General features: G+C 60.0%; 20 protein-coding genes and 1 pseudogene. 13 read left to right on the forward strand and 8 right to left on the reverse strand.

Annotated elements, in window-relative coordinates:
• Nucleotides 1–2: 2 nt before the first annotated feature.
• The 4 genes from tssM to PQQ95_RS13960 are packed head-to-tail and all read left to right on the forward strand — an operon-like array spanning nucleotide 3 to nucleotide 6139.
• Complete coding sequence (gene tssM / locus PQQ95_RS13945; protein WP_408437960.1) at nucleotides 3–3572, forward strand: type VI secretion system membrane subunit TssM; 3570 nt, start codon at nucleotides 3–5, stop codon at nucleotides 3570–3572.
• A complete protein-coding gene (tagF, locus tag PQQ95_RS13950; protein ID WP_408437961.1) occupies nucleotides 3569–5035 on the forward strand; it encodes a type VI secretion system-associated protein TagF in 1467 nt (488 codons plus the stop codon). Before tssM ends, tagF begins: the two co-directional genes overlap by 4 nt.
• Nucleotides 5032–5751 (forward strand): PP2C family protein-serine/threonine phosphatase, encoded by a 720-nt coding sequence (locus tag PQQ95_RS13955; protein ID WP_408437962.1) that lies wholly within the window; start codon nucleotides 5032–5034, stop codon nucleotides 5749–5751. Before tagF ends, PQQ95_RS13955 begins: the two co-directional genes overlap by 4 nt.
• A 31-nt stretch (nucleotides 5752–5782) precedes the next feature.
• Complete coding sequence (locus PQQ95_RS13960) at nucleotides 5783–6139, forward strand: hypothetical protein (protein WP_408437963.1); 357 nt, start codon at nucleotides 5783–5785, stop codon at nucleotides 6137–6139.
• Nucleotides 6140–6233: 94 nt separating this feature from the next.
• Here the strand turns inward: PQQ95_RS13960 and tssA are convergent, their stop codons facing one another.
• Nucleotides 6234–7280 carry a type VI secretion system protein TssA gene (gene tssA / locus PQQ95_RS13965; protein ID WP_408437964.1) on the reverse strand — a complete coding sequence of 349 codons (1047 nt, stop codon included), beginning with the start codon at nucleotides 7278–7280 and terminating at the stop codon, nucleotides 6234–6236.
• Between the two features lie 512 nt (nucleotides 7281–7792).
• On the opposite strand from tssA, the gene PQQ95_RS13970 reads away from it, so the two are divergent.
• Nucleotides 7793–8335, forward strand: a complete 543-nt coding sequence (locus tag PQQ95_RS13970; protein ID WP_408437965.1) for an RNA polymerase sigma factor — start codon at nucleotides 7793–7795, stop codon at nucleotides 8333–8335.
• A 76-nt stretch (nucleotides 8336–8411) separates the two neighbouring features.
• On the opposite strand, the gene PQQ95_RS13975 is transcribed toward PQQ95_RS13970, so the two are convergent.
• Entirely contained in the window at nucleotides 8412–8648 is a 237-nt protein-coding gene (locus tag PQQ95_RS13975) for a type 2 periplasmic-binding domain-containing protein (protein WP_408437966.1), read from the reverse strand.
• Between the two features lie 499 nt (nucleotides 8649–9147).
• On the opposite strand from PQQ95_RS13975, the gene istA reads away from it, so the two are divergent.
• The 4 genes and pseudogenes from istA (at nucleotide 9148) to PQQ95_RS13995 (ending at nucleotide 12477) form a co-directional block, all read left to right on the forward strand.
• Complete coding sequence (istA, locus tag PQQ95_RS13980) at nucleotides 9148–10671, forward strand: IS21 family transposase (RefSeq protein WP_408437967.1); 1524 nt, start codon at nucleotides 9148–9150, stop codon at nucleotides 10669–10671.
• Between the two features lie 12 nt (nucleotides 10672–10683).
• Nucleotides 10684–11451 (forward strand): IS21-like element helper ATPase IstB, encoded by a 768-nt coding sequence (gene istB, locus PQQ95_RS13985; RefSeq protein WP_408437968.1) that lies wholly within the window; start codon nucleotides 10684–10686, stop codon nucleotides 11449–11451.
• A gap of 545 nt (nucleotides 11452–11996) precedes the next feature.
• Nucleotides 11997–12134 (forward strand): annotated as a pseudogene (locus tag PQQ95_RS13990) (winged helix-turn-helix domain-containing protein); the annotation flags it as partial.
• Nucleotides 12121–12477 (forward strand): hypothetical protein, encoded by a 357-nt coding sequence (locus PQQ95_RS13995; protein ID WP_408438008.1) that lies wholly within the window; start codon nucleotides 12121–12123, stop codon nucleotides 12475–12477. The pseudogene PQQ95_RS13990 and the gene PQQ95_RS13995, both read left to right, overlap by 14 nt.
• 23 nt (nucleotides 12478–12500) lie before the next feature.
• On the opposite strand, the gene PQQ95_RS14000 is transcribed toward PQQ95_RS13995, so the two are convergent.
• From PQQ95_RS14000 to PQQ95_RS14015, 4 genes are all read right to left on the reverse strand, one after another.
• A complete protein-coding gene (locus PQQ95_RS14000) occupies nucleotides 12501–13067 on the reverse strand; it encodes a hypothetical protein (RefSeq protein ID WP_408437969.1) in 567 nt (188 codons plus the stop codon).
• Nucleotides 13068–13583: 516 nt separating this feature from the next.
• Nucleotides 13584–14165, reverse strand: coding sequence for a hypothetical protein (locus tag PQQ95_RS14005; protein ID WP_408437970.1), 582 nt, complete (start codon nucleotides 14163–14165; stop codon nucleotides 13584–13586).
• Between the two features lie 69 nt (nucleotides 14166–14234).
• Nucleotides 14235–16358, reverse strand: coding sequence for a hypothetical protein (locus PQQ95_RS14010; RefSeq protein WP_408437971.1), 2124 nt, complete (start codon nucleotides 16356–16358; stop codon nucleotides 14235–14237).
• A gap of 785 nt (nucleotides 16359–17143) precedes the next feature.
• The gene (locus PQQ95_RS14015) at nucleotides 17144–17521 is read right to left on the reverse strand and encodes a helix-turn-helix domain-containing protein (protein WP_408437972.1); all 378 of its coding nucleotides are present in this window, start codon (nucleotides 17519–17521) and stop codon (nucleotides 17144–17146) included.
• A 150-nt stretch (nucleotides 17522–17671) separates the two neighbouring features.
• On the opposite strand from PQQ95_RS14015, the gene PQQ95_RS14020 reads away from it, so the two are divergent.
• Together PQQ95_RS14020 and PQQ95_RS14025 are read left to right on the forward strand one after the other, a co-directional pair.
• Nucleotides 17672–18139, forward strand: a complete 468-nt coding sequence (locus PQQ95_RS14020; protein WP_408437973.1) for a hypothetical protein — start codon at nucleotides 17672–17674, stop codon at nucleotides 18137–18139.
• An 11-nt stretch (nucleotides 18140–18150) separates the two neighbouring features.
• A complete protein-coding gene (locus PQQ95_RS14025) occupies nucleotides 18151–18816 on the forward strand; it encodes an AbiEi antitoxin N-terminal domain-containing protein (protein ID WP_408437974.1) in 666 nt (221 codons plus the stop codon).
• A 59-nt stretch (nucleotides 18817–18875) separates the two neighbouring features.
• On the opposite strand, the gene PQQ95_RS14030 is transcribed toward PQQ95_RS14025, so the two are convergent.
• Both PQQ95_RS14030 and PQQ95_RS14035 read right to left on the reverse strand, forming a co-directional pair.
• A complete protein-coding gene (locus PQQ95_RS14030) occupies nucleotides 18876–20372 on the reverse strand; it encodes a tyrosine-type recombinase/integrase (protein ID WP_408437975.1) in 1497 nt (498 codons plus the stop codon).
• A gap of 30 nt (nucleotides 20373–20402) precedes the next feature.
• Nucleotides 20403–21197, reverse strand: a complete 795-nt coding sequence (locus PQQ95_RS14035; RefSeq protein WP_408437976.1) for a DNA-binding protein — start codon at nucleotides 21195–21197, stop codon at nucleotides 20403–20405.
• 1018 nt (nucleotides 21198–22215) lie between these two features.
• Here PQQ95_RS14035 and PQQ95_RS14040 point away from each other — a divergent pair.
• Together PQQ95_RS14040 and PQQ95_RS14045 are read left to right on the forward strand one after the other, a co-directional pair.
• Nucleotides 22216–24975 (forward strand): integrase catalytic domain-containing protein, encoded by a 2760-nt coding sequence (locus PQQ95_RS14040; protein ID WP_408437977.1) that lies wholly within the window; start codon nucleotides 22216–22218, stop codon nucleotides 24973–24975.
• Nucleotides 24956–26041 (forward strand): ATP-binding protein, encoded by a 1086-nt coding sequence (locus PQQ95_RS14045; protein ID WP_408437978.1) that lies wholly within the window; start codon nucleotides 24956–24958, stop codon nucleotides 26039–26041. The genes PQQ95_RS14040 and PQQ95_RS14045 overlap by 20 nt, the downstream gene beginning before the upstream one ends.

A 26041-nucleotide genomic window follows, 5' to 3' on the forward strand; every position in this document is an offset into this window, starting at 1 on the left:
CCATGAACCTGCTGAAAACCTGGGTGAAGTCCCGGTGGTTCGTCGTAGCGGCGGGACTGCTGCTGATCGCGGCATTGATCTGGCTTGGCGGCCCTTATCTTGGTCTCGGCGACCTGCAGCCTCTGGCAAGCCCTGCGGCCCGGCTCGCGCTGATCTTCGCGCTCGTGCTGGTCTGGCTGCTCGTGCTGCAGGTCCTGCAATGGCGCACGCAGCGCAAGACCGCGCGGCTGTCAAGTGATCTGGCAGGACAGGAAGCGCAATTCGCCGCCGAGGAATCGGGCAGTGCCGAGCGCGCGCAACTGCAGCAGCGCTTTCGCGAGGCGATCGACATGTTGCGCAAGACGCGCCGTCATGGCCGGAATCTGTATGCACTGCCGTGGTATGTCGTGATCGGGCCGCCCGGTTCGGGCAAGAGCACGCTGCTGCGGAATTCCGGGCTCGAATTTCCGTTATCGGAGCGCTTCGGCAAAGAAGCGCTGCGCGGTATCGGCGGCACGCGCGACTGCGACTGGTGGCTGACGGACGAAGCGGTGTTCCTCGATACCGCCGGCCGCTACACCACGCAGGATTCGGACGTGAGCCTCGACGCATCGGCATGGCAGTCGTTTCTGACGCTGTTGCGCCGTTACCGCAGGCGCAGGCCGCTGAACGGCGTGATCGTGACGATCAGCGTCTCGGACCTGCTGAGCTTCGACGACGATACCCGTCAGCAGCACATTCGCACGGTGCGCCGGCGTCTGGATGAGCTTACGCAGCATCTGAAGGTCGCGGTGCCGGTGTATCTCATGTTCACGAAGTGCGACCTGGTGGCTGGGTTCCGCGAGTTCTTCGAGGACCTCGGACCGGCGCTTCGCAGCCAGGTCTGGGGCATGACGTTCCCGCTCGACGCGAGCCTCGACGGCAGTGCGTGCAACCGCTTCGCAGGTGAATACGACCTGTTGCTGGAGCGCCTTAATACGCGCCTGATCGACCGTCTGCACGCCGAACGCGACCGCAGCCGGCGCGCGGCCGTGCTCAGTTTCCCGCAGCAGCTAGGCGCGTTCCGCGAGATCGCCGGGCAGTTTGTCGAAGGTGCGTTCGGCCGCCACGAGTACGGCACCCCCCCGTTGCTGCGCGGTGTGTACCTGAGTTCGGGCACGCAGCAAGGCGCGCCGATCGACCGGATGCTGAGCGCGGTGGCGCGGACCTTCGGCGTCGATGCGGCGCGCGTGCAGGCCGGCGCGGGACAGCGGCACACGTACTTCGTCGAACGTTTGCTGAAGGAGGTGCTGTTTCGCGAGTCGGGTCTCGCCGGCACGAATCCGCGCTTCGAACGGCAGAAGTTGCTGCTGCAGGCGGGCGCGTATGCGGCCATTGCGGTCGTCACCGTGTTGCTGGTGGCGGGCTTCGCGACCAGCTATGCACGCAATCGCGAGTTCGTCGCCGACGTGCAGGGTGCGTTGAAGGATCTGCCGGGTACCGGGACGCTGGCCGGCGCGCCGGACCTCAAGGCGTATTTCGCGCGGACGCTCACACGTCTCGAAGTCATCTCCGATGCGCAGGATGTCGCGGGCCAGTACCGCAAGCATGTGCCGTTGCTGATGCGCTTCGGCCTGTTTCAGGGGCATGCGCTGTTCGCTCAGACGCACGCCGCCTATCTGCGCGAGCTCGATGGTGCGCTGCTACCGGGCGCCGGCGCGCGCTTTCGCGAAGGTCTCGGCACGAGCGCGAACGACCCGCAGGCGCTATACGGCTACCTGAAGGGCTATCTGATGCTCGGCCAGCCGCAGCATCTGAATCCGGGCGAGCTTGCCGCGCTCGCGCGTCCCGAGTGGCAAAGTCTCTTCCCGCAGGACCCGGCGATCAGTAAAGCGCTCGACAAGCACTTCTCGGCGCGGCTCGACGATCCGCTGAAGCCGCGTGCGCTTTCGCTCGACAATGCGCTGATCGACCGGGCGCGCGCGACGCTGAAAACCGCGGATGTCGCCACGCTGATCTACGGCAGCGTGCAGATCGACGCGGCGCGCTTTGGGGAGTCGCCGGTGCGGCTCGACGAATCGTTGGGATTGCTAAGCAACGTGTTTCGCCGCAAGAGCGGAACGCCGCTATCGCAGCCGTTGCCTGCGTTGTTCACACGGCCGTATTTCGCGTTTGCGGTCGACGGCGGCCTCGGTCAGGCAGTTGATGGCTTCGTGAAAGACTACTGGGTGTTCGATACTGGCCGCGAGTCTGGCCGCGTCGATCCGCTCGCGCGTTCGCGCTACGAGCAGCAGGTGCTGACACTATACGAGCAGGACTACATCAGAAACTGGGACGGCTTGCTCGACGATCTGCAACTGCAACCCGTCGCGAGCATTCAGGACGCGAGTGCACTCGCCGCGAAACTGGCCGGCCCGAGTTCGCCGTTGAAGGCGCTGCTCAACCTGGTCCGCGACAATACCAGTGGCCTGCTACGCGGCCCGGCCGGCGATGGCGTGTCCCGTGCCGATGCGGCAGCGTCGCAGGCGAACACGGCGGTCGCGGACATCGTCGCGCGGCGCGCTGTGAACATGCGGCTGGCCGGCGAGTTGCGCGCGGCGGCTGCGCCGAACGTCAATGCACCGAAAATCAACGTGGCGAATGCGGCCAACACCCGCCAGCCGGGCGCCGCGATCGAAGCGCATTTCGCGCAGCTCAACCAGTTGAGTGCAGGCGCGCCGGGAGCGACGCCGCTCGATCACACGACAGGCGTGCTTGACCAGCTCGGCCAGGCCCTGCTGACAATGAACGACCTCAGCGATCCCGCCGTGCAGAGCAATCCTGCTTTGCTGGCCGCTCGCCAGGAAGCGCAGCAGTTGCCGCCGCAAGTGGCCGGGCTGATCGCCGGCCTCAGCGGCAAAAGCGCGGCGCTGGTCGCGAATGGCAGCAGCGCGGCACTGGCCGAGCAGTTTCGTGCGGTAGCGGGCAACGACTGCGCGAACTTTGTCGATGGCCGCTATCCGTTCGTGCCGGGCAGCGCAGCAGATATCCCTGTGCAGAATTTCGCCGAGCTGTTCGGCAACGGCGGACGCTTCGACAGCTTCTTCAAGTCGGCGCTCGCGCAGCGGGTCGATACCGGCGGCCGCGCGTGGCGCTGGAAGCCTGGCGTGCCGCCAGGACCTGACAGTGTGCTGACCGGCGCCCAGCTCGCGGACGATATCCGCCAGATATTCTTTCGCAACGGCGCGCAGGTTCAGGTCGGCTTCACGCTGCTCGCGCCACAGCTCGATGCGCCGATCGAGCGGGTTGTCGTCGAGATCGATGGGCAAAAGTACGACTACACGGCGAAGGGCGCACCGAGCGCCGTCCTGACGTGGCCCGGTCCGCAGCCTGGACATGTAGTGCTCAGCGCGTTCGACGGTTCCCGCCGTCCGGTCGGCACACCATTGCGGTTCGAGGGCGACTGGGCATTCTTCCGTGCTCTCGATGCGGGCCGTCTGCAGAAGCAGGGTGATCTTCGCTATCTGGCGGGCTTCGATTTCGGCGGCCATGCGGTGAAGTTGCAGATCCAGCCGGCGAATTTGCGCAATCCGTTCCTCAATGACAAGGTGCGGCGTTTCAGGTGTTCGCGATGAGCGGCGTCGTCGGCTTTTACGGCAAGCTGCCGGGCACGGGCGATCTGGTGCGGCGCCGGTTGCCGCCCGACTTCATCGACGGTTGGGACCGCCATTTTCAGCGCGCGGTCGAAACCGGCCGCCGCGAACTGGGCGAGCGCTGGGCCACGGCGTGGGAACAAGGCGCGGCATGGCGCTTCGTGCTGCCGCCTCAGGTGTGCGGCAACCGTTCGTGGTGCGGCTTGACCGGACCGGCCGTCGACCGCCTTGGCCGCGCCTTTCCAATGGTGCTTGCCGCGCCCTGTAGTGGCGACGTCGCGCAGATCCTCTGCAACGACGCGTGGTTCGACGCGCTCGAATGCGTCTATTGGAGTGCGCGGCACGAAGCGGTCAGCGTCGAGACGTTCGATGCGCGCGTCGCGGCGCTGCCTCATCCGCTCACACCCGCCAGCGGCCTCGCGCCAATATGGCGCGGGCTGCCGTGGGACAGCGGCCAGTGGCAACTGGACAGGCGGGACGGCGCGGCCGTCGGCGCATTGCTGAGCGAGGCATGGCGGCAATCCGGCTTGCGGCAGGGGCCATGGTGCCTGTGGTGGACGGAGGGCGCGGCGCGCCTGCTCGCGACGCGCGGCTTGCCGCGCAGCCAGGCGGCGTTGCTCGACGAATCCCCGCCGCTATGCTCCGATGCGGCTGAATCGACCCATGGCTCCTGTGGCGATCCGGCCGCACGCGGCGCTGCCGGTCCGTTGTCCGAGACAGCGCAGCAGTGCGACGCGCCGCCGGCGATCAGCAGCGATTGGCTCGCGGGCGATGCCCCTCGCGGCTGCGCCGTGCCGCAGGCCTGGCGCGAGCTTGCGAGCGGCGACACCTGCCGGTGGCTCGATGATGGCCGTACCCTGGTGCTGAGCGCCGACGACGGTCCATATGACGCGCACCGCGTGGCCGCGCGCGCCATACGCGACACGCTGGCGGTGAGCGCGCCGGATTTTGCCAGTCAGCGGGCCGCGCTGATGTCGCTCCACGCGCGCCTCCGCGATGCGCGCCCGAATACGTCCGCCGCCGCGAATGAAAACGGCGTGGCGATCGTCGTGCGCTTTGACGGCGCGCTTACCCGCCTGCTGCGGGTCGGCGCGGCGGCATTGTGGCACTGGCGGCGCGGCCATCTGCAAGCACCGTTCATCGAGCGCGCGGCCGGCGCGGGGGGCGAATTCGACGATCTGCTGTTTGGCGACGCGTGGCTCGCCATGCCCGGCATCGGCACCGTCGACGAGGCCGATTGCGATGAAGCCGCGCTACGGCTGGAACCTTGCGACCGCCTGGTGCTGCTTGCCACGCGCGCTTTGACGCAACTTCCGCGGGCCTCGCTCGCCGAGGCCCTCGCGTTGCCAACCTGCGAGGACGTGCGCGCGCATCTCGCGCTGCTCGCCGGCCTCGGCGCACGGCCGACCCATTGGCCGCTCGCGGTTGTCGAGGTTGGCGCATGACGACGGTCTGCCTCTCCGCCGGCCATACCGAGACGGGCAACGTGCGCCGCTGCAACGAGGATGCGATCCTGGTGCGCGAGGACCTCGGCCTATGGGTCGTCGCGGACGGGATCGGCGGTCATACGGCGGGCGGTTATGCGAGCGCGCGGATCGTCGAGCGGCTCGGCGCGCTGACCCGCAGCGGCGACGTGAGCGACTTCATCTCCGCCATCGAGGACAGCCTGCAGCAGGTGAACGCCGAACTGCGCGCCGCGGCCGCCGCACAGCAGGTCGATGTAATCGGCTCGACCGTCGCGCTGCTTGTGCATGCCCCGGCATTCATGTTGTGCGGCTGGGTCGGCGACAGCCGTGTCTACGTCCATGAAGAGGGCGAGCTAACCCAGCTCACGCGCGATCATGTGTATGACGAGCCATGCGACATCACGCATGCCGGTGCGCTATGCGCACCGGCGGCGGGCGCTGGTGTGCTGACCCGGGCGGTCGGCGTCGAGCCGACGCTGTTCGTCGATTGGGCGGTCGCCCGCAGCCGTCCCGGCATGCAGTTTCTGCTGTGTTCGGATGGGATCAACAAGGAGCTGAGCGACGCCGAACTGGCCGGTGCGTGCCGCGAATCGCATAGCCCGCAGCAACTGGTCGACCATTTGGTCGCGCTGTCGCTTGGACGGCGCGGCCGCGACAACATTTCCGCCGTGATCGTGCGGCTCGAAGCAACCTGAAAAGGTTCCGATGAACCCTTCCTGGACATTCTTGAATACCAGTCGCGCGCAGGTGCAACAGGTCAACGACGCCTTGCGTGTGCTGAACGAGATGCACCGGCTACACCGTATCGAACGCGGGGAGTACCGGTGTCGACGGCGCCGGTTACTCGAATCGCTGGGCGACGCAGGCGGGTCTACCGTGCCCGATACCGTGCGGCGTGCAGTGCCGGCGGGTGACACATTGCCCATGCCCGCGCCGGTGCAATGCGCCGATGCTGGCTTGGCGGACTTTGCCGCAACGGGGGAGCGGCGCGCCGGCGCGCGGTGGGCTGCTGCGTGCGTGTTGACGCTCGTGCTAGCTGCGTGCGCTGCTGCTGCATGCTGGTTGGTGACGGCGTCGCCATGACGTTGCGATCGCGTGGCGATGGCTGCCGCCGCAGCGGTTGCTCGGTCGCGACCCTCGTTCCTCACTCGGTGACCCAATCCGCCAGGCGCCTGACTTATTCGATGTCCGGCCCGGACAGCATCTGCAACTCGGCCAGCCCGCCAGGCGCAATGTCCTTCAGCACGTCGGCGAAGCGTTTGCCGACCAGACGCCGGGCCCGCTTGAGCAGAACCGGCAGCGGGCTCGAAGGTTCGATTCGTTCGTAATACTCACAGATTTCGTCGAGGCGACGAATCACATCCTCGTGGCCCGCGATTTTGCCGTACGCCGGTTGGGACGTTGAGGCTCCCGGTCCGCCTTCGTCCGGCGCGGTTCCGGCAGCGGCATCGACTTCGAGGTGAGCCGGGAAACGCCGGACACATTGCGTATCGACGAACTTCTTCAGTTCTTCGATATCACTGGACAGGTGGCTCAGATCGGGGCTTGCCGCGCCGAGTTTGTCGTGCAGCCGCGCAATGATACTGCTGGCATGGTCCCGCGCTTCGGCAAGCAACGTGGCGGACTCGCGCAACTGCTCGTCGGGACAATCCATGCAGCACGCTTCGAGCTCGACGAGCGTGGGCGGCGGCGTGCCGTCCGCCGATGCCGACACTTTGATCGCGCCGGTTGCGACACGCAGATCGCGCAGCGAAAAGCGGCCGAGGCGCGGCGATTGTACGAACGTCGCGACCCGAAAATAGCCGAGCGCGCTTAGTGGATCGGCCAGCGGCATCACGGCGTTCGCGCGGGCGGTCGGCTCGTAGCCGTCGTCAGCATCCATTTGCGGATGCACATCGTCCCAGTACCGTTCGAGCAGGCCGCGAACCAGGCAGAGGCTCGCAACCCAGCCGACGAGACCTTGTCTGCGCGTTCGCGCGACGCACAGGTGGATCGCGATGCGCAGATCCTTGGTGCGCGCGAGCAGTGCTTCGGCGGCGCTCGCGACCTTGTCCCAGTCGGGCTCCTGGGCGGCCTTCAGGCTGTCGCCCATCACGCGCTCGGGCGTCGGCATGGCGAACTGTTCAAGCTCGGTGAAGGCCGGATCGTATTCGAGGTTGGGTCCGGCTGGAGCCGTGTCATCGATCGGGGCGAGCAGGGAATCGGTCATATCGGATGGTTTCATGATGGACTGAGAGAGCGGACGGGTACCCCTCGGCTATGAACGACTGGACGAACGGACGGCTCCCGCAGCCATGTTCCGCTAGAAGAACAACTGACGGTAGGCGGTTATTCCACCTCATCGTGCAAACGTGCTGCCAATGCTGCGCTATTTCATAAAGACCTCGATTCGGGAAACATCAGATCAAACCCTTCTGCCAAATTTTTTCGTTTCATGAAGGAGTGTGTTTGGTCCACCTCGCGCCAGAGAATGAGCGTGAATAGCATTTGCTTACATCTATTCAATTTGTGTGACGACCGGCGCAATGTTGGGGCACATCAACGCCGCCCTGTATTTATGCGGGTTTTCGCGGCGAAACACCTAACAGGTAGCTGTAAAGCATTTTTTCCACGCACCACGAGGTTAAATACTTACGTAATACTTACGATGTACAATCATTTAGCTTTCGGTATGCCGGTAACGGCCAATTTCGGCCGGCGTGCCAGCCGGCAACTTCGCTTTCAGCCCAGTCAACCATGTCAACAGCAGATGCCGAGAATCTGCCCAGTCTGCTGCCAGGCATGTTGCCGCGGCTCTGGGCATTCTCCCTGCGCTTGTGCGGGAATCAGCACGATGCCGAGGATGTACTCCAGCGTGCCTGTGTGCGAGCGCTCGAGCGCGCTCATCAATTGCAGCGGGGCACCTCGCCGCTGAGCTGGATGTTTTCCATAGTCCACTCCACCTGGATCAACGAACTGCGTGCGCGTAATGTGCGCAGCCGTTCGAGTATGGAATGGGACGACAACTTCCTTGAAACCGTCCCGGACCCCGGTGCGCGTGATCCGGAAACGAGCTTTCTAAGTGGCGAGATCATCGCGGCTGTCGAACGTCTGCCGGAAGCGCAACGGACCGTCATGCTGCTGGTCGTGGTCGAGGGGTTGAGCTATGTCGAGGCGGCCGAAGCGCTTGGCGTGCCGATTGGCACGATCATGAGCCGTCTGTCTCGCGCGCGACAGACGATCGGCGCGCAATTCGCCGATCGTGCGGCCCCCGTGGCGCGGTCGGCCGGTAGCGAGTGAGTCGTGCGGTGCAAATAGATAGCGGCATCCGGTCGATTCATGCTGCCGATCGGCCGGACGCTGCAAAAAATCATCTTCATTCCCCGACCGGAATCGACCGGACCCACTCGATGAACCGCAATGCTGCGGGCGTCAACCGGCTGCCGCGACGCTGAATGACGCACATGTGCAGAACTGGCAGAGGGTCATCAAGCTCGAGTTGGCGGATGTTTGGACGCTTGAACACCGGGGTCGCCAGCGGCTCGACGAAAAATCCGACCATATCCATCTGTGCGACAAGCGAGCGCCGCAGTGATCGAATCACCGTGGACAACTCGCGTCGGCGCAGACAGTCCGAGCGATGCAAACAGCAGCAGCGTTGCCGATAGCGGGTCGTTGCCCGGGGGCGGCAGTACCCATTCCTAGTCGAGAAAATCGCGGATCGAGCGCTTGTTGCGCAGCGGATGTCGATTGCATCAATGGGACACAAATCCGGGTGGAAATTCCGGCCCGCAAACGGCCGCCAAATCTAGCTGCACTTCCGATAACCACCGGGATTCATGTACACGGAGGCGATTCCGGTGAGCAGCCTCTTTCGGCATTGACACAAATCAGGTGGTCAATGTCTCGGCCAGTTTTGTGTACACACATCAGGGAGTAAAGATTGCGTATTTCGGACGAACGTGACCGGCCGTTTCGGGATGGTGACCGGCGATTTCGGCAACGTGACCGGTCAATTCGGGAACGTGACCGAGCGGACCGGAAGGCAGGATTGGCGTTGCGCATGACATCAACCACGCGGGCTATGCTCGCCGGCTTTTGCCGGAGAGAGCATGCCCGCACACCGGATGAACATGCGCATGATCAAGGACGTTTTACGACTTAAATTCGACGGCGGCTTCTCGCATGATCGGATCGCCGCGTCACTGGGCATATCCAAGGGCGTGGTCACGAAGTACATCGGACTAGCCGGTGCCGCCGGGTTGGACTGGACAAGCGCCTGCGATATGGATGAAGGCGAACTCGAGCGGCGGCTTCTCGGCAAACCCACCGGGCCAGCAGGCTACGCCCAGCCCGACTACGGACGCATCCATCAAGAGCTGCGTCGCAAGGGCATGACGCTGACGTTGCTGTGGGAGGAGTACCAGGCCGAGTTCGCGGACCGGCAGACCTACCGCTATACGCAGTTCTGCGAGCACTACAAGGCGTTCACGAAGCGCCTGAAGCGCTCGATGCGTCAGATTCACCGCGCCGGCGAGAAGCTGTTTGTCGACTTCGCCGGCCCCACGTTGCCGCTGACGACTGGACGCCGCGCGCACATCTTCGTGGCTTCCATGGGCGCGTCGAGCTACACGTTCGCGTGTGCGACGCCAGCCGAAACGATGGAGGACTGGCTGGGCGGCATCGCACGTGCGCTGACCTTCTATGGTGGCGTGCCGCAGCTGATCGTGCCGGACAACCCGCGCGCGATGATTGCCGATCCCGACCGCTATGAACCCCGCGCCGGCGACACCGTGCTGGACTTTGCGCGTCATTACGGCACGTCATTCCTCCCTGCACGCATATATCGCCCGAGGGACAAGCCGAAGGTAGAAGTTGCGGTCCAGGTGGTCGAACGCTGGATCATGGCGCGCCTGCGCCATCACCGGTTTGCGTCGGTCCACTCGGTCAATGAGGCGATCCGTCCGCTGCTCAAGAACCTGAATGAGAGGCCGTTCCAGAAGCTGCCGGGATGTCGCGCCAGCGCATTCGCCCAGCTGGACGCGCCGGCACTGCAGCCACTGCCGGCACAGCCCTATGAGCTCGCGCGCTTCAAGACAGTGACGGTTCACATCGACTATCACGTCGAGATCGACAAACACCGCTACAGCGTGCCGCACGCGCTGGTCGGTCTCAAGCTCGATGCGCGCATCACGGCGGGCGCTGTCGAACTGCTGCATCGCGGTCGCCGTGTCGCCAGCCACGCACGCAACGAGCGCGCAGGCGGCTACACAACCATCGTCGAGCACATGCCGGCGGCCCATCGCGCCCATCTCGAATGGACGCCACAGAGGCTGATTCACTGGGGCCAGCAGATCGGCGCGGCAACCGGCGCGCTCGTCACCCGGCTGCTGCAGGAGCAACGCCATCCGGAACACGGCTATCGGGCATGCCTTGGATTGCTGTCGCTCTCACGTCGCTATGGCCGCGACCGTCTCGAAGCCGCCTGCGCGCTGGCGCTTGAACTGGGTGTGCACCGTTACCGCCACGTGCGCGACATCCTGGTCAACAACCGCGACCGGGCGGCGGCAGCAACGCCTGCCGACTGGATCAGCCCGAGTCACGCGCATGTACGCGGCCCCAGCTACTACCAATAAAGAAGACCCACCATGATGATGCAACAGACACTGACGCAACTGCGCACCCTGAAGCTGGACGGCTTCGCTGACGGCCTGGAAGAACAACTGACGCAGCCCGGTGCGGCCAGCCTGAGCTTCGAGGAACGCCTGTCACTGCTGGTCGACCGGGAAGCCAGCTGGCGTGATGATCGCCGTCGTACCCGACTGCTCAAGCAGGCGCGCCTCAAGTATCCGCAAGCCGCCATTGAAGATCTCGACACGCGCGCTGGCCGTGGCGTCGATCCGCGCTCACTCACGAGTCTCGCGCTCGGTGACTGGGTCGAAGCCGGCTACAGCCTGCTCATCAGTGGTCCAACCGGCGCTGGGAAATCGTGGCTCGCTTGCGCCCTGGCCCAATACGCTTGCCGGCGCGGGCATTCGGCCTTGTATCTGCGCGTACCGCGACTTGGCGAGGAGCTTCGCGTTCTGCACGGCAATGGGGGCTTCACAAAATGGCTGCTGCAGGTCGCCCGTGTTGACGTGCTCCTGCTGGACGATTGGGGAATGGCTCCCCTCGACGCGATGGTCCGAAACGATCTGCTCGAGATGATCGATGACCGCCCGGCGGGAAAGGCGACCATCATCACCAGCCAGTTACCGATTGAGCACTGGCATGGATGGATCGGCGACGAGACCATCGCCGATGCAATGCTCGACCGTCTCATGCAGCGTCATCACCGGATCACGCTCACCGGTGAATCCCTCAGAAAAGCATCCCCAAAACCCAACGTCCTGGAGCCCGAACTCGACCAGAACTAACAAGGAAATCTACAATCAACACCGCGCAACGCCCAACCCCGCCGAATCGGTCACGTTCCCGAAATCGGCGGTCACGTTCGCCGAAATACGCAAAGATCATTCAGGCCGCATTCATCGAGACCGAGACAGGTCTCTGCATCTGCTCTCCTCCGGCTGTTAGGGCTCGACTGTTCGGGGAAAACGTAATCGGACGATGGAGGTGTGAAGGGAGTGCCGATGAACTGCACGTTTGTGCGCATTGGTGACCCTGCCGGGTGGGCAGTCGCAATCCCGGATGTGACTGCGTTATTTTGACCTTAAGTGATGTCTTCGATACCTAGTGGGGAAATTCCGGCACCTTCGATGTGGCGCGCTGTGCTTGCGACTCGACCAGTCTTGCCATGATTTCTTGCAATTCCGTCGAGTTGCCGCAGATCTCTTCGGGAAGGGGCTGCTGCCCGGTACGGGGATGAAGCAGCCGGCTCGCGCCTTTCCGCATGTCAATCAGGTTGATCAACCGCATCGACAAACTGGCGCCATGTGTCGTCGCCGACCAGATCTCCCCCCATTTCGACAGCGACACGAATGTGGTCGAAGTGGCAATTCGCCAGCTACGCATCAGGATCGACGGCAACTTCCCGGCCAAGCTAAACCACACGGTGCGCGGCATTGGCTATATCCTTGAAATAAATGACCTTTCCTGATGCGCAGTCGCTTGTCGTCACGCTGGCATTGGCGTTTGGCGGCACCACGCTGATGGTTTTCGCGCTGGTGGGCATTTATCTGTATCTGGCGCTCGAGCGGCAGGTCAAGTCGCAGGACGATCTCGAGATAGTGCGGCCGCACGGCATAGCATCTGTATATCGCGTAGACGCTCCCCCCGCGATGGTGCTCACGCTGCTCCGTTATGCGGTCGACTTCCTGACGCGTGCCTGCATTCAGCAGCATCACGGAAGAGCAGGTGAAGGAAGTGACGGACCAGGTGGTGGCGATCTGGTACGTCGCAGCCCCGCTGTCTGCTGCCGAAGCGAAGGCAGCGGATACTGAACGCGGGGCGGCCACGGAGCGACTTATATGTCCGGTGGTCCGGGATGTTCCCTGTGAAAGCGTATATGCTCCGCGCCGCTCATCTTCGGATTATCTTCGTTAAAGAATTTCCATAGCGACTCGCAGGTATGCCCGGGCCAAAGGAAATTGATTAAATGGATGTGGGGACCGCCTGCCTTGAAGTGGTTTTCAAACGGTGCGAGATCTCGGTTGTCGAAATAGAAGAAATGCCAGTTCGAATGGTCCGTCGTATAGAACATATGACCTACAAGATAACGCCGATCCTGCAAGAGTTGGTGCCACTTCCGCCATGCTTTCATCGCAACTCGCGTAAACGGACCTACAGTCGTGTGTCCAAGCGCCTGACTATCTTCGTCGGTGTATTTGAGATTTGGTGGAAGAAAATCGCGATATGATATCTGATGTCGCCACGGCAACTGACCAGCATCGCACGCAGAAATAAGTGCACCGAGCGAGTCATCTGTGATGACCGTTGCCTTGCACAGCTTGCTTAAATCACTTCGTTTATTGGCAAGCAGGATCGCTACAAGAGGCTCGATCTCCGTCATCGCCTGTTTTTGAAGGTCCATAACCGCATCCGAGAGCGCAATGCGTGCATTTTCGCATGGGCGGCATCGTCAATACTCGTTGTCGTCCCTATTGTCCGAGCGCGGCGGCGCGGACTGCCGGTCGCCACGCATCATATTCCAAAGCCGGAGGAAATACACATTACAGCGTTCGGTCGCGGCGGCATATCTCCTCCTATCAATGGCATTCGAGTTCGGCTGCATGCGTGCGAGGCGCTCATTGCGCGTGCGGTCTCTGCCGCGAGTACGGTGCTTACGCGTACCAGCCTGCATGAATACGGCCTCCATCGCGGTCGGGAAGGCAGGCTCCGCCCCCGTCGCAGGCGGTTTACTCCCGTGCCCACGGATGTCGCAGGGGCTTGCTGGCAGTGGGCATATAAGTTAAAGAATACTAGCAGCAACGCACTCACGCGAAACGGGATGTCGCCCGTTCTATCCAAAAACAGTCACTCACAACTGATCCGGCGCGTTGCTTGTTCGCCCGAAACATGCATAGGATCGCCCCGTGACGTGCTGCCTTTAATCACGTTGTCCAAAAATTGCTATTTTTTGCTTGTGACCAGCATCTTCTGTCAGTGAGAAGGCACGATCGGATACAGAGACGATGGTCGCGTATGCAGTTGCACCATGAGGATAAAGGTCTGATAGGTTAGGAAAGTGTCCATCCCTGCCTAGCATCTGTGTGACCTCATTCGCCGACAACTCCTTCGTCCCGACTGTGACCGTCGAGGGAGTGGTTTTCATTTCATCCATGGTCGTCGTCAAACCTTTACCTTCTACGGACCAGGTTCCGGCCCAACTTGCCAAGTATTCCGCCTGAAGAGGATCGGGCGTACTATTTCGGGCGGCAACTGTCATGATCCCGCTGGTGTTATACCTTCCATTTTGAAAGTACTCGCTGGTACCTCGGAAACCGAGGCTAACGCCTTCGCTCGGACTGTACTCCCAGTGCGTATCCCACCGACCGAGGAAATGTGGATCTGTTGTCGTCCCCGCAAAAACGCTTCGAACTTTACCAACAAAATCAACGGCGGTAGAAACGTAGCTCATCGCAGCAGCTATCGTCGCGATGATCATGCCAAGCTTAATTTTTTTATTCACTTTTGCACTTGTGGAGAGGGGCTTTTCGTATAGATGGTCCCGATTATGCGGGATCATCTGGTGGCAATCTTAATGAAGGTCCTTCAACTGAAGTTTCTCTCGATAGATGCCAATCCGCTTTTTCGCCCGTTCGATTACATCGCTAAAATAAAGTATTTCGAAATAAGTCTCACCGAGCGGAAATCGAGTTTTTGGATCAAGAAGAGCATCCGATCGAAAATACCCGCTCCCCAGGGGGAATGGCGTCCACCCCGATAGGCGTAAGGGGTTCACGGTATCGCCAATCAGATATCCATATATCTTTTTCAGCTTCCCGCCAGATTTTGCCGATAGAAGGTGTGAATATTCGGCGAGATCGCCAACATGATCGTCCAGGTGAATTCCCGGAGCCTTGAACTCGATGATAATCGCCGAGCCTTCTTTACTGAAAATCGCTATATCTGGTCGTTTCCCAGCATTGTCCGAATTGCGTTTGTCGAGAATTTTCTTGATTTCATCATCGATGTCGCTTTCGAATAACTTTTGGGTCCCATCCCATGTGATGTCGGCAAGTGGAACATCCGAGGCTATATAGTCGTAATAGTGATATTCCTCACTCAGAAGCCAAATGTCATGATCATCGACCTCCGAACTATCCTTGCGCATCGGGAAAAATATGTTATGAATGATTTGCTCATCCTTGCGACGAGTTCCATCGTCTATATTCTGAACCGCAAGTTTTTTGTCGCAAGCTAAATCTAATATTTGAACAATGGCGGCTCTTCTTACAATGAGTTGGGACAGATTTGCCATGTCAAAATTTTTCAATGATGACGTGTATTTCCACGATAAATCATTGATCAGAGTGCGAAATTCTTCGGAATGCGGCTCTGCCTTGATGATTTCCTCTTTAAGATTAAAAATGGCAGCGGTTTCGTCAACTACTCGTTCCTGATATTTTTTCAATACGCGTTCGGCGACCGCCTGTGGTGTTTCACCATAGACAATGCGCGTCGAAGTATCTTGCAGCATGGCCTCGCTTATGCCGAACTGGTCAGTTACGTCGCGTAGTACAGCGTCTTTATTCCAGTCCGCCGGGACCACCATTTCCTGAATCACAGGATCAATCGCGTCATAAATTGTTGTGTACGACAGCTTTTCGCCTGAAAAAAGATCGCCAGTTGCTAGTTCGACGGGAATATTTTCAAAGTCATCGCGTTGTTCGTTCACCCGCTGATCGAGGTAATCGCTTTCGATGAGGACGATGTGATGGCAACCATCTACGGGATTGTTCTGTTGAGTTCGTGTGCGCAGATAACGCTGCGTGATGTCCTTCACCGGCGAAGACTTTGCGCAAAATGCAATTGCGTTGCGTGGAAGACCATACTCACTAGCATTAAGCTGATAATGGTATAGCGTAAAGTCTTTGTAGGTGCCAAGGCCATTTCCCGTGTTCGGATCACGTTCCTCGATTTTGACCCCACGTTTTGCCGTAATGGCTGGCAAGTCGGAACGGGTAAGCAATTCACGTCGCTCACTATCACTCCAATGGCGTGTGACAAAGCTGATTTCGAAATTGCCAAGACGACGGTCGAGACTAACCAGACGCTGAAGGAAAGCGATCAACATCTGTTTTTTTAGTGCGGAAGCGGAAAAAATATTGCTAATCGGCTGCCATTGCGCAATCCGGCCGCGTACAGCTTCCTTGAAACCATCGAGGGAAATAGAAGTTCCCACTTCATTCTTATTTCCGGGCCTGAGTTCGAAGTTTTCGGCGTCAATTTGTTTCGTTGGCTCCGAATATTTCATTTCTCTTTTGAGAAATTCCTCGCCTCTTTTGAAGGTGCTGGTGATAGCAAGGCTGGAGAAGTGGTGGAAAAATTGAATACGGCCAGCCCCTTTGCAGCTTCCAATCCCTGAAATGGAAAGGTCATCTTTGTAAGATGTGTCTTTCGTCAAAAATGCTTTAAGTTGATCGTCGCCTAGACCGCACCCGTTGTCCGTACATGATACTGTCATGTCCTCTTTAACACCGAGCAGATCTTCGCACTTGAACTCAACGCCGATCTCAACATGCATGTCTTCCACCGAAGCGTCTAGATGCTTTCGTATAAGGAAAGAGTCGATAGCGTTAGATATCAGCTCTTCGAAGACGACGTATGGATTAGAACTGAGCTTGGTGTTCTTGATGCTGCCTCGGATATCAAGTGTCATTTTTTTCTCACGTGCTGTAGAGGACGAATTGCAAAAATTTTTGGTGGCTCGAATAGCAATTGAGGGTTTTGGCCGCCTTGACCTCTGCTTTCCAGATCAAGAGGATTATAGCGACGACGACTTACCATCGACGCTAGAATCGTAAGTCGCACGGCCGGTGGACATTCAATATTCTATTTGCATACGCGATGGAACATTTACCATGCAGCGTTCGCGTGCCGTGAGCGGTTCAGACACTTGCCGGCGAGAACGACGTTCGATGGACCGTCGCACTCCATCAAGATACGCAACGCCCGTCGATTTCTAAAAACAACAGTCGTTTGCAGCAGTCACGCTCGCTGAAGCTCCCATACATAAATTTCCACTGTCGTCGGTGAGTTCGAACTTTCACTATGTCTGAGACTTCCGCGGAACGCTGACAGGCTCCAGATGCGTTCGAAAGTCGGCTGCTGCGAGCTTCCCCAGTTTATTGCGGGAGCGGCCAGTACAGGTTATGGATGTCGAAAGCGGTAGTTGGAGGGTTGCCGACTCGCTTGTCGGCAACGGAACCAGGAACAACCGCAAATCCTCTTTGGCGCTGCTTCCTGGGTTGATGGCAGCGGCGAATTTCTGACACAAGAAACGGGGGTTGTTTCGCAGCTTGAGGATGCGTATGCCGCGAGCAAGGACGACCGACGCCTTGCCGGCAAGCAGTGCAAATCTGGAGAGTGCGGGTTGCGCGCATGCCGTCGCGATACTGGATAACCCCATCGACCGCGCGCTGCGGAGTGACGACCAAAGTCGCGTTACTGACGCGCGCGACCTTTGTTACCCACTCTGTGCTCGTGTGCGGCTGGCAACCGGCCGCACAGGTCCTTGACCAGCGTCCCCACCCACGCGCGATCGTCGCTGCTGAGCCGCTCGAGCTGCTCAGCGATCTCCATGCTGACATCTGTTGGCCGGTCGGACGCGCGCCTGAGCAGCGTCGAAACCGGAATTCTGTAGAGGTCTGCTAGCTCCAGTAGACGCGGGATGGTCGGCCAATGCGCGCCGCGCTCAAAGCGGCTTACGGTTTCGACAAAAACACCAAGATGCTCAGCCACCTGCTCCTGGGTCAGTTCTGCATCGGCTCGGGCCGCTGCCAACGCGCGCCCCAGATGCTTCGCGGTCTTCTGCTCGTTCACGGCAGTCAAAAGTCACCATTTCATGTTGTCATCCAACATTGAATGGTCTCTTCAATGCGCGCATCTGATAACATCGCTTTATATTGGTAGGCAACATAAATTGTTGCTTTATCGTTGTTTCTGCCTCCCGTGTCGTCGTAAGGAAGATATATGTTGTTCACAGATGCAAACTGGGCCGAGTCGAGTGCCTTCCGGCGCGCCATCGCGAAGCCGTTCCAGCCGTGGCGGTGCGTGGGATGGACGGACGACACGATCTGTTTCTGGGTTTTCCCCGCATACGTGTCGGACCGGCCCGGCGCCCTGCCCGACGGGTTGCTGGTTGTCGATCCGGCGGCGCTTCTCGATACCGCCAGTCAACTGACGCCAGACAGGTTCTCTGTGTACGTTATGGAGGCACCCGCCGAAGGTCGTCCGGCTGCGCGAATGCAACGCGTGACAGGCTTGCTGACCCAGCAGCGAATCAATGCGTCGGTGTGTGACTACTGGTACAGGACGCAAGAGGGTGATCTGCATCCCTGCTCCCCGCTGCAGCATCACCTTCCCAACGATGCCCCGTTGCAGCTTGCACTCAGCCTGGACGGACAGGATTACGACGAACCGATAGTGGTCGCGAGGTAATCAAATCTGACATGGAGGACATCACCCGGCTGGTCCAGTTTCTGATGGATTTCGCTCCACGCGGCGAGCCGCTCGATCTTGGTTTCCTTGCCGAATACGGCGTGACGTCGGTTGAAGCATCGGATCTCGTAACCGGCGGGTGGCTGCGGCGACTTTCTGACGACGCCTATCTCCTCAGAGGTGATTTGCCGGATATAGAAGGCACAGTTGCGTTTTTTGCCCGACGCATCCCCGGGCTTCATGTGAGCGGCAAGGCCGCCCTGGACATGCGCGGCATACGCCATTACCTGTACGCACGCCCCCGGATCAATCTGTGGGGCGCCGTGCCCTTCGAATTTCCTTCGTGGGCGGAAGAGTTGCTGTTGCTCACGTACGAGTACGATCACCTGTTCGATGACGCCTTGCCGGCGACGTTCGCGATTTCGGCGTTGCCCGCTCGTAGTGCGAGGATGCCGGTGGCGGCTACAGAACGTGCCATCCTGGAATATCTGGCCGGCGCTGTGCATGACGAACGGCTGCGCGAAGATAACGTCAATCTCGTGGGCATGCTGCGAAACGTCCGCCTCGACGTACTACAGAAACTTGTTGATCACTGTCCGCGGCGAGATGTTGTCCGGACGCTCAAGTCTATCGGGGAAGATGAAGATCTCGGATGGGCGAAGCAGCTCGTATGCTGAAACTTTTTCACCGTGAAAACGATAGGCCGTCATCAGCGCCTGCCCCGGTCAGATCCGTTCTATGACGGATCTGTCTTGGGCAAGGTGAAGCTACGCGCCACAAAACGTCGAGCCTGGGAGAGATCCGTACTCGCATACGATGCGGCCGTCTGCACGGAAGCGTGCCCGAGCAGCATCTGCACGACTGGCAGCGGTACACCCTGCTGAACCACCAGTGTGTGCGCATACGAGTGACGTAGCCAGTGAGGCGAGGCTATCTGCAGGGCGCTGCGACTGGCGGATTCCGTTGAAGGGAGAGTGGAACGTATCTCGCGCAGTGCCGCCTTCACTTCGGCGTAAAGGCCACTACGCCCCAACGAATGACCGCCGCGTCCCTGAACGAGCGGGTGCGATTCCGCGGACGACGGAACAGGTGGGAGTCCGCGCGCGACACGATACCGCTTGATAAACGGCACGCACACGTCGGGCAACGGTATCTCGCGCAATTTTCGGCCCTTCCCCTGCACCTCGATGGTCCATCCGTCCTCGTCAATCCGCAGACGCGGATAACCGTCGCGGTGGGCCAGTTCGTCGAGGCGTGCGCCGGTCCACCGGTAAAGCGCGACGATCGCGGCGCGACGCACGGTCGCGAGCGACGGAGTGGGGGTGGCTGCTGCCGCATCCAGCCACCGGTCAAAGGCGGCTAACGCAGCAGGTGGCAGAAACCGTTTGGGCCGGTCACCCGCGCGATCGGTCGCTCCCTGACCCAGTTCAGCCGCGGGATTCACCGTCATATAGCCGGTCCCGAACAGGTAGCCGTACATGCTCTGTACGACAGCCAGCGCCCGGCTACAGCTCCGCGCGCCCAGGATGCCCGCAGCGGAAGGAGACGGGCTCTCAGTGCCGGGCAGACTGTTCCTGAACCGGATGAGTTCTGACCTGGACAGATCGGACAGAGGCCCACAGATCCTGTTTGCATGACACCACGCGATCAGCCGTTGGATCTCGGCAATGTAGGCGCGCCGTGTATGCGGCGATCGGCCTGTGCGTTCTGCCAGGAAGGCCATGACGGCGGCGCCGTCATCCGGGACGGCAAGGCTGTTGGTCGCGCCGTCGCGGTTAGCGAACCTGCCCGTCCTTTCCAGCCAGGGATCGTTCCCGAACGACTCCAGCGCTGATGTGGTGGCCCGACGCTCCTGCCGCGGCTGTACCCTGCTGGAGTCCGCTGACGGATAGGGATCACCGTTGGCGGGACGAAAACGGAATCGCTGCGTGCGCAGCAGCCGTTCGACCACCGCACCTGGCGGGGGCGCCTGGTCGGCCGGCAGCGTAATCAGCTCGCCCGCTTGCCAGAACTGGATTACCGCAGGGCAGTCGAGGAGCAGGGCAAAGACGTCCGGCTGCTGTGCCTTCGCCGTTTGCATCGAGCCATATCGACGGGCGAGGGTCGCGGGTGTCCAGCGCAGGTAGACCTGGGTGCCGGTTGCCGACGCGAGGTAATTGATCGCGTCGTCGAGCTGTGCGGGCAGACGTCGCGGCGGCGATGCCAGTGTGTCGACGATGTCGGCGAGATCCATGATCGGGACGCACAAGCGTATGAAAAAGGGTCAGCGGACTTCTCGCCCGCGAGGCCGGGCGCGGTGGCCCAGCTCGTCAAGCAGACGTTGACGCTCCGCACGGACTTCTGTCAACCGTTCTTCGGCAGCACGCAACTGTAGCTCGAATGCGCGCTTCGCATCCACCCAGGCCTGCCGCTGCGCATCCGTCTGCTCCAGCAACTGGCGATGGAGGCCGTCATACCGCGTTCGCACGGCCGCGAGCTTTTCCTCGAAGGTATGGCGGTCGGTGTCACGTTCGTGCTGAATGGTTGCCAGCCGGCCGGACAGCTGTTCGCGTGCCGTGTCGTTGCTCGCCAGTTGCCGGGTAGTCTCGGCCAGTTCAGCGCGCAGCCTGCCAATCGTTTCGTCGCGCACCGCGAGATCCCCGCGCAGATCCGCCAGCTCCGTCCGTAGCAGCGCCACCACGGCGTTCGCCTCGTCCCGCCGTTCTTCCGCGCCGGCCACGGCGTGTTCGGCTTCCTTCCTGATACGCCCGATCTCGCCGGTCTGCGCATCAATCGCCGCCCGCCAGACCGCGCGCATCAGGTTCGCGACGTTCTCCGGCAGGTCGGGAATCGTGTCGCGTGCAGCGGCCTCCCGCGTGACTTCCGCTTCGACGGAGTTGAGGATGCGCGAGAAGGTTCCCAGATCACCACCACCGCCCATACGCTCCCGCAGCCTGCGGGCAGACAGCACACGCCTGAACAGCGCGGGCGAGACGGGTGCGCCATGACTGTTCTCGGCCAGCATCTCAAGTGCGGCCGCACGGACAGATTCCTGTGAGTGAAGTGGCTGGCGTCCCATGAACCGATTATGCAGGCAAACCGGGCCTCATGGCGAATTACTGGATTTCAATACGGACTGCCTGTCATGAAAGGATTGTCTGTCGGGTAATCGAAACAAGACAGGGTGATAACTTTAATTATCGTGCGAAATGAGGCGGTATTTTTCGCGCTCGCCGTGCCGACGTGGCGTGCCCGGCAGTGGAGCTCTTGCAGTCAATTTATTTGCACCTTTAACTAAATAAAAACGGCTCACAGTATCCAGGAACACGCATGTTCGCAATCGAACATGACGGTTGCGCGCACAGGCAATATAAACAAAATACCACAGGCGATATTTTTAATACAAACAGTATTCCGCCAGACGGCTATGGAAACCCCATCTGGAAGCAATATTGACGTTTTCCGGGTCTCTTTAGGAATCCGGCTTCGAGCCGAAAAGACGTTTTACGTTCCCGTGTTATCCGGCCAGCCGTGCACGAACTGAAAGCGGCCACCGATGACGTCGATCAACTGTCCGCATCACGGGGCATGCCGTGATTCCCGGGCAGGCGACCTATGATTGTTCATGGCAGTGCGCGCGCGACTGTGCTTACTCTCGGGACTGGATGTCAAGGTGCGGGAGGTCGATCGGTAGCGACGCACTTGATTGAACAGCGCGCGGGAGGCGTACAAGTAAGGTCAGCGGACAGCCGATGGAAGCGCCTGGTGGCCATTTAGCCGTGAGTCGGCGGATCGCAACAAATGGAATTTCCGGGAACGCCCGCAGAACAGGGGCGAAAGTCCGTTCACGGCTCCGTGTCAATTGAGCCCCGAAGGCGCGATGGGTTGATAACGTAACCGTCATCCCTGCATGCAGGCTGGCTGTAAATGCTCTGGCTTCCGACGGTTGGGGCCTGGTGCGTATGGGCTGCTATTGCAGGACGCGTCAAGGCGCGTAAAAGATGGCGAACGCAAACGCGTTGGCTAGGATGACAGTATCCAGTCGTCGCCAATCAGAACTGTGTGGCAAATTCGCTGCATCGATTGCAGGTGTCTGAATGTTCAGTCAACTGGAACTAGCTGAGTATCTGGCAGGCCATTCGATGCCGGCCGCCATGCGCGAGCTGGTTGAAAAGATCCGGCGCGGTCTGTCAGACTTCAACCCGTTCAATCATCAGGGTACCCGAACGGTCGTGACGATTCGTTCCGCAAAAATGCAGCAGGGCGTCACCGTACAGAGCCGGACGCTGCACGCCAGTGCGGCCATGTGGTACGAATTTGACGAAAAGATTCAGGAGTACTATGCAAATGCGCATTCTTTCACTGCAATTACTGAGCGGGAGGATGGGAGTGTCGCAAACAAGTCGCAGCACTGGTTCGATTTTCTGATACTGGGAGATGGTGCGCCCCGCTTCGAGGACTGGAAAGAGGAGACGCTACTCTTCCAGATGCAGAAAAAAGACGACGATCGATGGAAAAAGGTGAGCCGCTTCTGGCGGGATGAATCCGATCGCTGGCATGACCGCGCGTGCGAGCAATATTGCGGGTCACTTGGAATTGCGCATCGACTAAGGACAAACCGGGAGATTCCACGACGGTTTCTCGAGAATATCCGTTATCTGCGGGATTTTTACGATCCAAGAACACCCATTCTCTCGTCGGATACGGCAGAGCGGCTAAGGCAATGCGTAGAGAAGGGGCCGGTCACTTACGATGACATGATCAAGCATGAGGGATTCGAAGCGGATGTTCTGCTGTCGGCGATCGCGCAGGGCGTGCTGTTCGTTGATCTGAATAACGACAGTATCGGTAATCCCGCCGATCTGCTGATGCACCGCGATGCTGACCTTGCCGAGGCCGATCGGCTCATTCGTCGGGGCGGCCTCCTGTGTGAGCCGTTGCCCGTTCCTGGGCTTGCTGCATGCCCGATCGGCACCCGACTGCAATATGGAGGAGAGGAGTGGACCGTTATTCTGGGCTCGACAGGACCGGACGCGGAGGTGCTTCTCACTTCGGGCGCGGGAGGGAGAATGACCCTCCCCACGGAGACCGCAAGGCAGTTGCTGGCCGAGCGCGCAACGGATGAAGAGCGCGTTGCGCTCCTTAACAACGAGAAACGGCGCGCCATTGCATCCCTAAGCAGGACGGAGCTCAAGGAAGGAATAAAGAAATATAAGGCGGTGGTCCTGAACGAAGGGGCCGACCAGTACTCCGATGCGACTCTGGGCAGGGCCAGGCAGGCAATACGCGATTGCACCTTTGTACAGGATGTCCTGCTCGAGCTCGCGCCGCATCACGCAGAAAAAGGCAACCGGTTGCCCCGGCTTTCACCACTCGTCGAGTTGCTTGCAAAGACGACGATTGAGACCGTTCATAACACGGCATCGGCCGGCAATGCCAAGAAGACTTACGACAGCTACTGCGAGGAATGCATTAAACAGAATGTCGTGCCCATGTCTTATCCCACACTGTGCCAGCGGGTCAAGGCATACGAGGACCCAGATGCCCGGTTCGGCAAACGTGTTGCGTACCGGGACGGGGCGATTCCCTTGATACTGGACGCACGGGAGCCGGTGGACGGCGTGGCGCCCCACGAGGTCTGCTACATCGACCACACCGAACCTAATCTCTTTACGAAGGGTCCTGACGGACAGGACTGGGGAAAGCTCTGGCTCTCTGCGGCAGTGGACGGTAACGTAACCTGTGCGCGTGCGTTCTATCTCTCATATCGTCCACCATCCGCGCTGTCGGTGCTCATGACACTGCGCGACTATGTGCGCCGCTGGAGGCGCCTGCCGCGGATTGTAGTTCTCGATGGCGGCGCCGACTTGCGTTCGCACGCGGTTGCGCAGTTCTTCAAGCTCCATAACATTGATGTGCGTTATCGCGCAACTGGTCGACCGCGAGGCGGCAAAGACATTGAGCGGCTATTCGGTCTGACTGAGGAAGAATTCCTGTCCGGTCTGGAAGGCTGTTCGATCCAGTTGAAGGAAGCTCGTACCGTCACCAGGTCAGTTGATCCCACGCGCCGCGCTGTCTGGACGTTTCCTCAGCTGTACCGCTCGACGGACTCCTTTCTTTTCGACTTCAGGTATCGCCGGCACGTTCATCCGGCGCTGGGGATGACGCAGTGTGACTACGAGCAGGCCAGACTCGAACAGACGGGCCGACGGGATCATATCCGGGTTGAATTCGACGAGAATCTGCTTCTGCTCACGGCGCCTTCGCCACCACGCAGCGAGCACAAGGTTCACGCGCAACGGGGTGTGTGGGAGAGCGGCATGTTTTATTGGCATCCGGAATTTGCAAAGATCGGCGGGAAGCAGTGTCCGGTCCGATACGAGCCGTGGCTGGCCAACGTCATCTATGTCTATATTGGTCACTGCTGGGTGACGGCCCTCGCGCGTGATCTCGACCCCTACTGGGGGCGAACGCGCTACGAAGTGGAGTACGCGAAGCGCATGGAGCGGAATTTCAACCGCCTTGCTGCAGAGCGTGACCGCCATACGACATCACGGGCGGTGCGTCTTGGGCAGGTAAGAACCCCTATCAGCTTTGACGAGACCACTGCAAAGAAGCAGAAGAGCGAATCAGAACTTTATAAGGCGCTCGGGATGGGAACTGCAAGAGCCATTGATCTTGGCACGGTACCGCGTCGGGAACCGGCTTACAGTCCAGCCGCTGGGCCTGGTTCCTCAGTCGACATGGCGGATGCGGCGATCGCGCGAACTGATGGAGAAGCGGCTGCCGAACTCGCCACGCTGTCTGATCCGAACACTTCCGAATGGAGCGAGCCAGATGAAGCTGGACTTCTCTAGAACAACACGCGGGATCACGTACGAAGAGAGGCTGATGTATAGCAGGCTGAGTCGTGAGCAGGTCCTCGCGCTCGCCGATACGGAGAAAGTTCGCTACTTTTATTCGCTGAGAGTAAAACATCGTCTTCGTGACGGTACAGAAAAGAAGCTGACGGATCTGTTGGGGCCGTGCACCGATACCGGAATAATTACACTTTTCGGGCCAACCGGAGGGGGCAAGACCGCGCTCGCCGAGACAGTTGGTTCCCGGATGAGCTCGACTGAGCCTGGTCACCGGCCATATATTTATGTGAGAGCGCCCGCTTTTGGTGCCGCAAAAGTATCCTGGGGTGGTTTTTTCAGGAAAGTCCTGGAGGCCGGTCGTGAACCGATGATTGACGCGAAGCGCTCATGGAGCGTCCGGGACAATCGGCTGATCGGCTCGAATGGTCGGGCTGACCTCCCGGCGTTGCAAACTGCGGTATGCAATATGCTGGACAATCGTGACACGCGGCTACTCGTCGTTGACGAGATTCTTCATATGCTGCGATATGGTGATCACGATAAAGCCCTGGACTCGGTGAAGGACCTGTCGGACGCCGTCTCGTCCCAGATTCTGTTGATCGGGCCTTATGAGCTGTTCGGCATGGTGGACAACTATGGCCAGGTGGTGCGACGAGGCGATATGGTTTATCTCGGCCGGTACCGGAATGATCGACCGGATAAGGTTCAGAATAAAGCCGACGCCGAGGAGTACAAGAAAATTATAACAAAACTGATGGAGCGCTGGCCGTTGGAGCAGGTGCCGCAATTTGAACTGGCAGCAGATGACCTGTTGACAGCGACTTTGGGCATCGTCGGATTGCTCAAGGAGTTTCTGACCCGATGTCTGATTAGCCAGCTTGAGAACGCGGGAAAATGGAAGGAAGGTTTCATAGCACTTGCACTCAAGAAGAAACATTCGATCGAAAAGATCCGGAAAGAAGTCGAGGACGGTGAAGCCATGCTGATAAGAGAAAATTTCGATGAGTCCGCCATTGATCCGGATCGTATTGCGGAAATGGAAAAGCTCGTGGCGGGAGGGTGA

This window comes from Paraburkholderia caffeinilytica (assembly GCF_046030355.1).
In the GTDB taxonomy this organism is placed as follows: domain Bacteria; phylum Pseudomonadota; class Gammaproteobacteria; order Burkholderiales; family Burkholderiaceae; genus Paraburkholderia; species Paraburkholderia caffeinilytica_B.

What these genes read in the sequence shown, in the direction of transcription:
- tssM (WP_408437960.1), top strand. Translation starts at nt 3, where the DNA reads ATGAACCTGCTGAAAACCTGGGTGAAGTCCCGGTGGTTCGTCGTAGCG.
- tagF (WP_408437961.1), top strand. Translation starts at nt 3,569, where the DNA reads ATGAGCGGCGTCGTCGGCTTTTACGGCAAGCTGCCGGGCACGGGCGAT.
- PQQ95_RS13955 (WP_408437962.1), top strand. Translation starts at nt 5,032, where the DNA reads ATGACGACGGTCTGCCTCTCCGCCGGCCATACCGAGACGGGCAACGTG.
- tssA (WP_408437964.1), bottom strand. Translation starts at nt 7,280, where the DNA reads ATGAAACCATCCGATATGACCGATTCCCTGCTCGCCCCGATCGATGAC.
- PQQ95_RS13970 (WP_408437965.1), top strand. Translation starts at nt 7,793, where the DNA reads ATGTCAACAGCAGATGCCGAGAATCTGCCCAGTCTGCTGCCAGGCATG.
- istA (WP_408437967.1), top strand. Translation starts at nt 9,148, where the DNA reads ATGCCCGCACACCGGATGAACATGCGCATGATCAAGGACGTTTTACGA.
- istB (WP_408437968.1), top strand. Translation starts at nt 10,684, where the DNA reads ATGATGATGCAACAGACACTGACGCAACTGCGCACCCTGAAGCTGGAC.
- PQQ95_RS13995 (WP_408438008.1), top strand. Translation starts at nt 12,121, where the DNA reads ATGACCTTTCCTGATGCGCAGTCGCTTGTCGTCACGCTGGCATTGGCG.
- PQQ95_RS14000 (WP_408437969.1), bottom strand. Translation starts at nt 13,067, where the DNA reads ATGGACCTTCAAAAACAGGCGATGACGGAGATCGAGCCTCTTGTAGCG.
- PQQ95_RS14010 (WP_408437971.1), bottom strand. Translation starts at nt 16,358, where the DNA reads ATGACACTTGATATCCGAGGCAGCATCAAGAACACCAAGCTCAGTTCT.
- PQQ95_RS14020 (WP_408437973.1), top strand. Translation starts at nt 17,672, where the DNA reads ATGTTGTTCACAGATGCAAACTGGGCCGAGTCGAGTGCCTTCCGGCGC.
- PQQ95_RS14025 (WP_408437974.1), top strand. Translation starts at nt 18,151, where the DNA reads ATGGAGGACATCACCCGGCTGGTCCAGTTTCTGATGGATTTCGCTCCA.
- PQQ95_RS14030 (WP_408437975.1), bottom strand. Translation starts at nt 20,372, where the DNA reads ATGGATCTCGCCGACATCGTCGACACACTGGCATCGCCGCCGCGACGT.
- PQQ95_RS14035 (WP_408437976.1), bottom strand. Translation starts at nt 21,197, where the DNA reads ATGGGACGCCAGCCACTTCACTCACAGGAATCTGTCCGTGCGGCCGCA.
- PQQ95_RS14040 (WP_408437977.1), top strand. Translation starts at nt 22,216, where the DNA reads ATGTTCAGTCAACTGGAACTAGCTGAGTATCTGGCAGGCCATTCGATG.
- PQQ95_RS14045 (WP_408437978.1), top strand. Translation starts at nt 24,956, where the DNA reads ATGAAGCTGGACTTCTCTAGAACAACACGCGGGATCACGTACGAAGAG.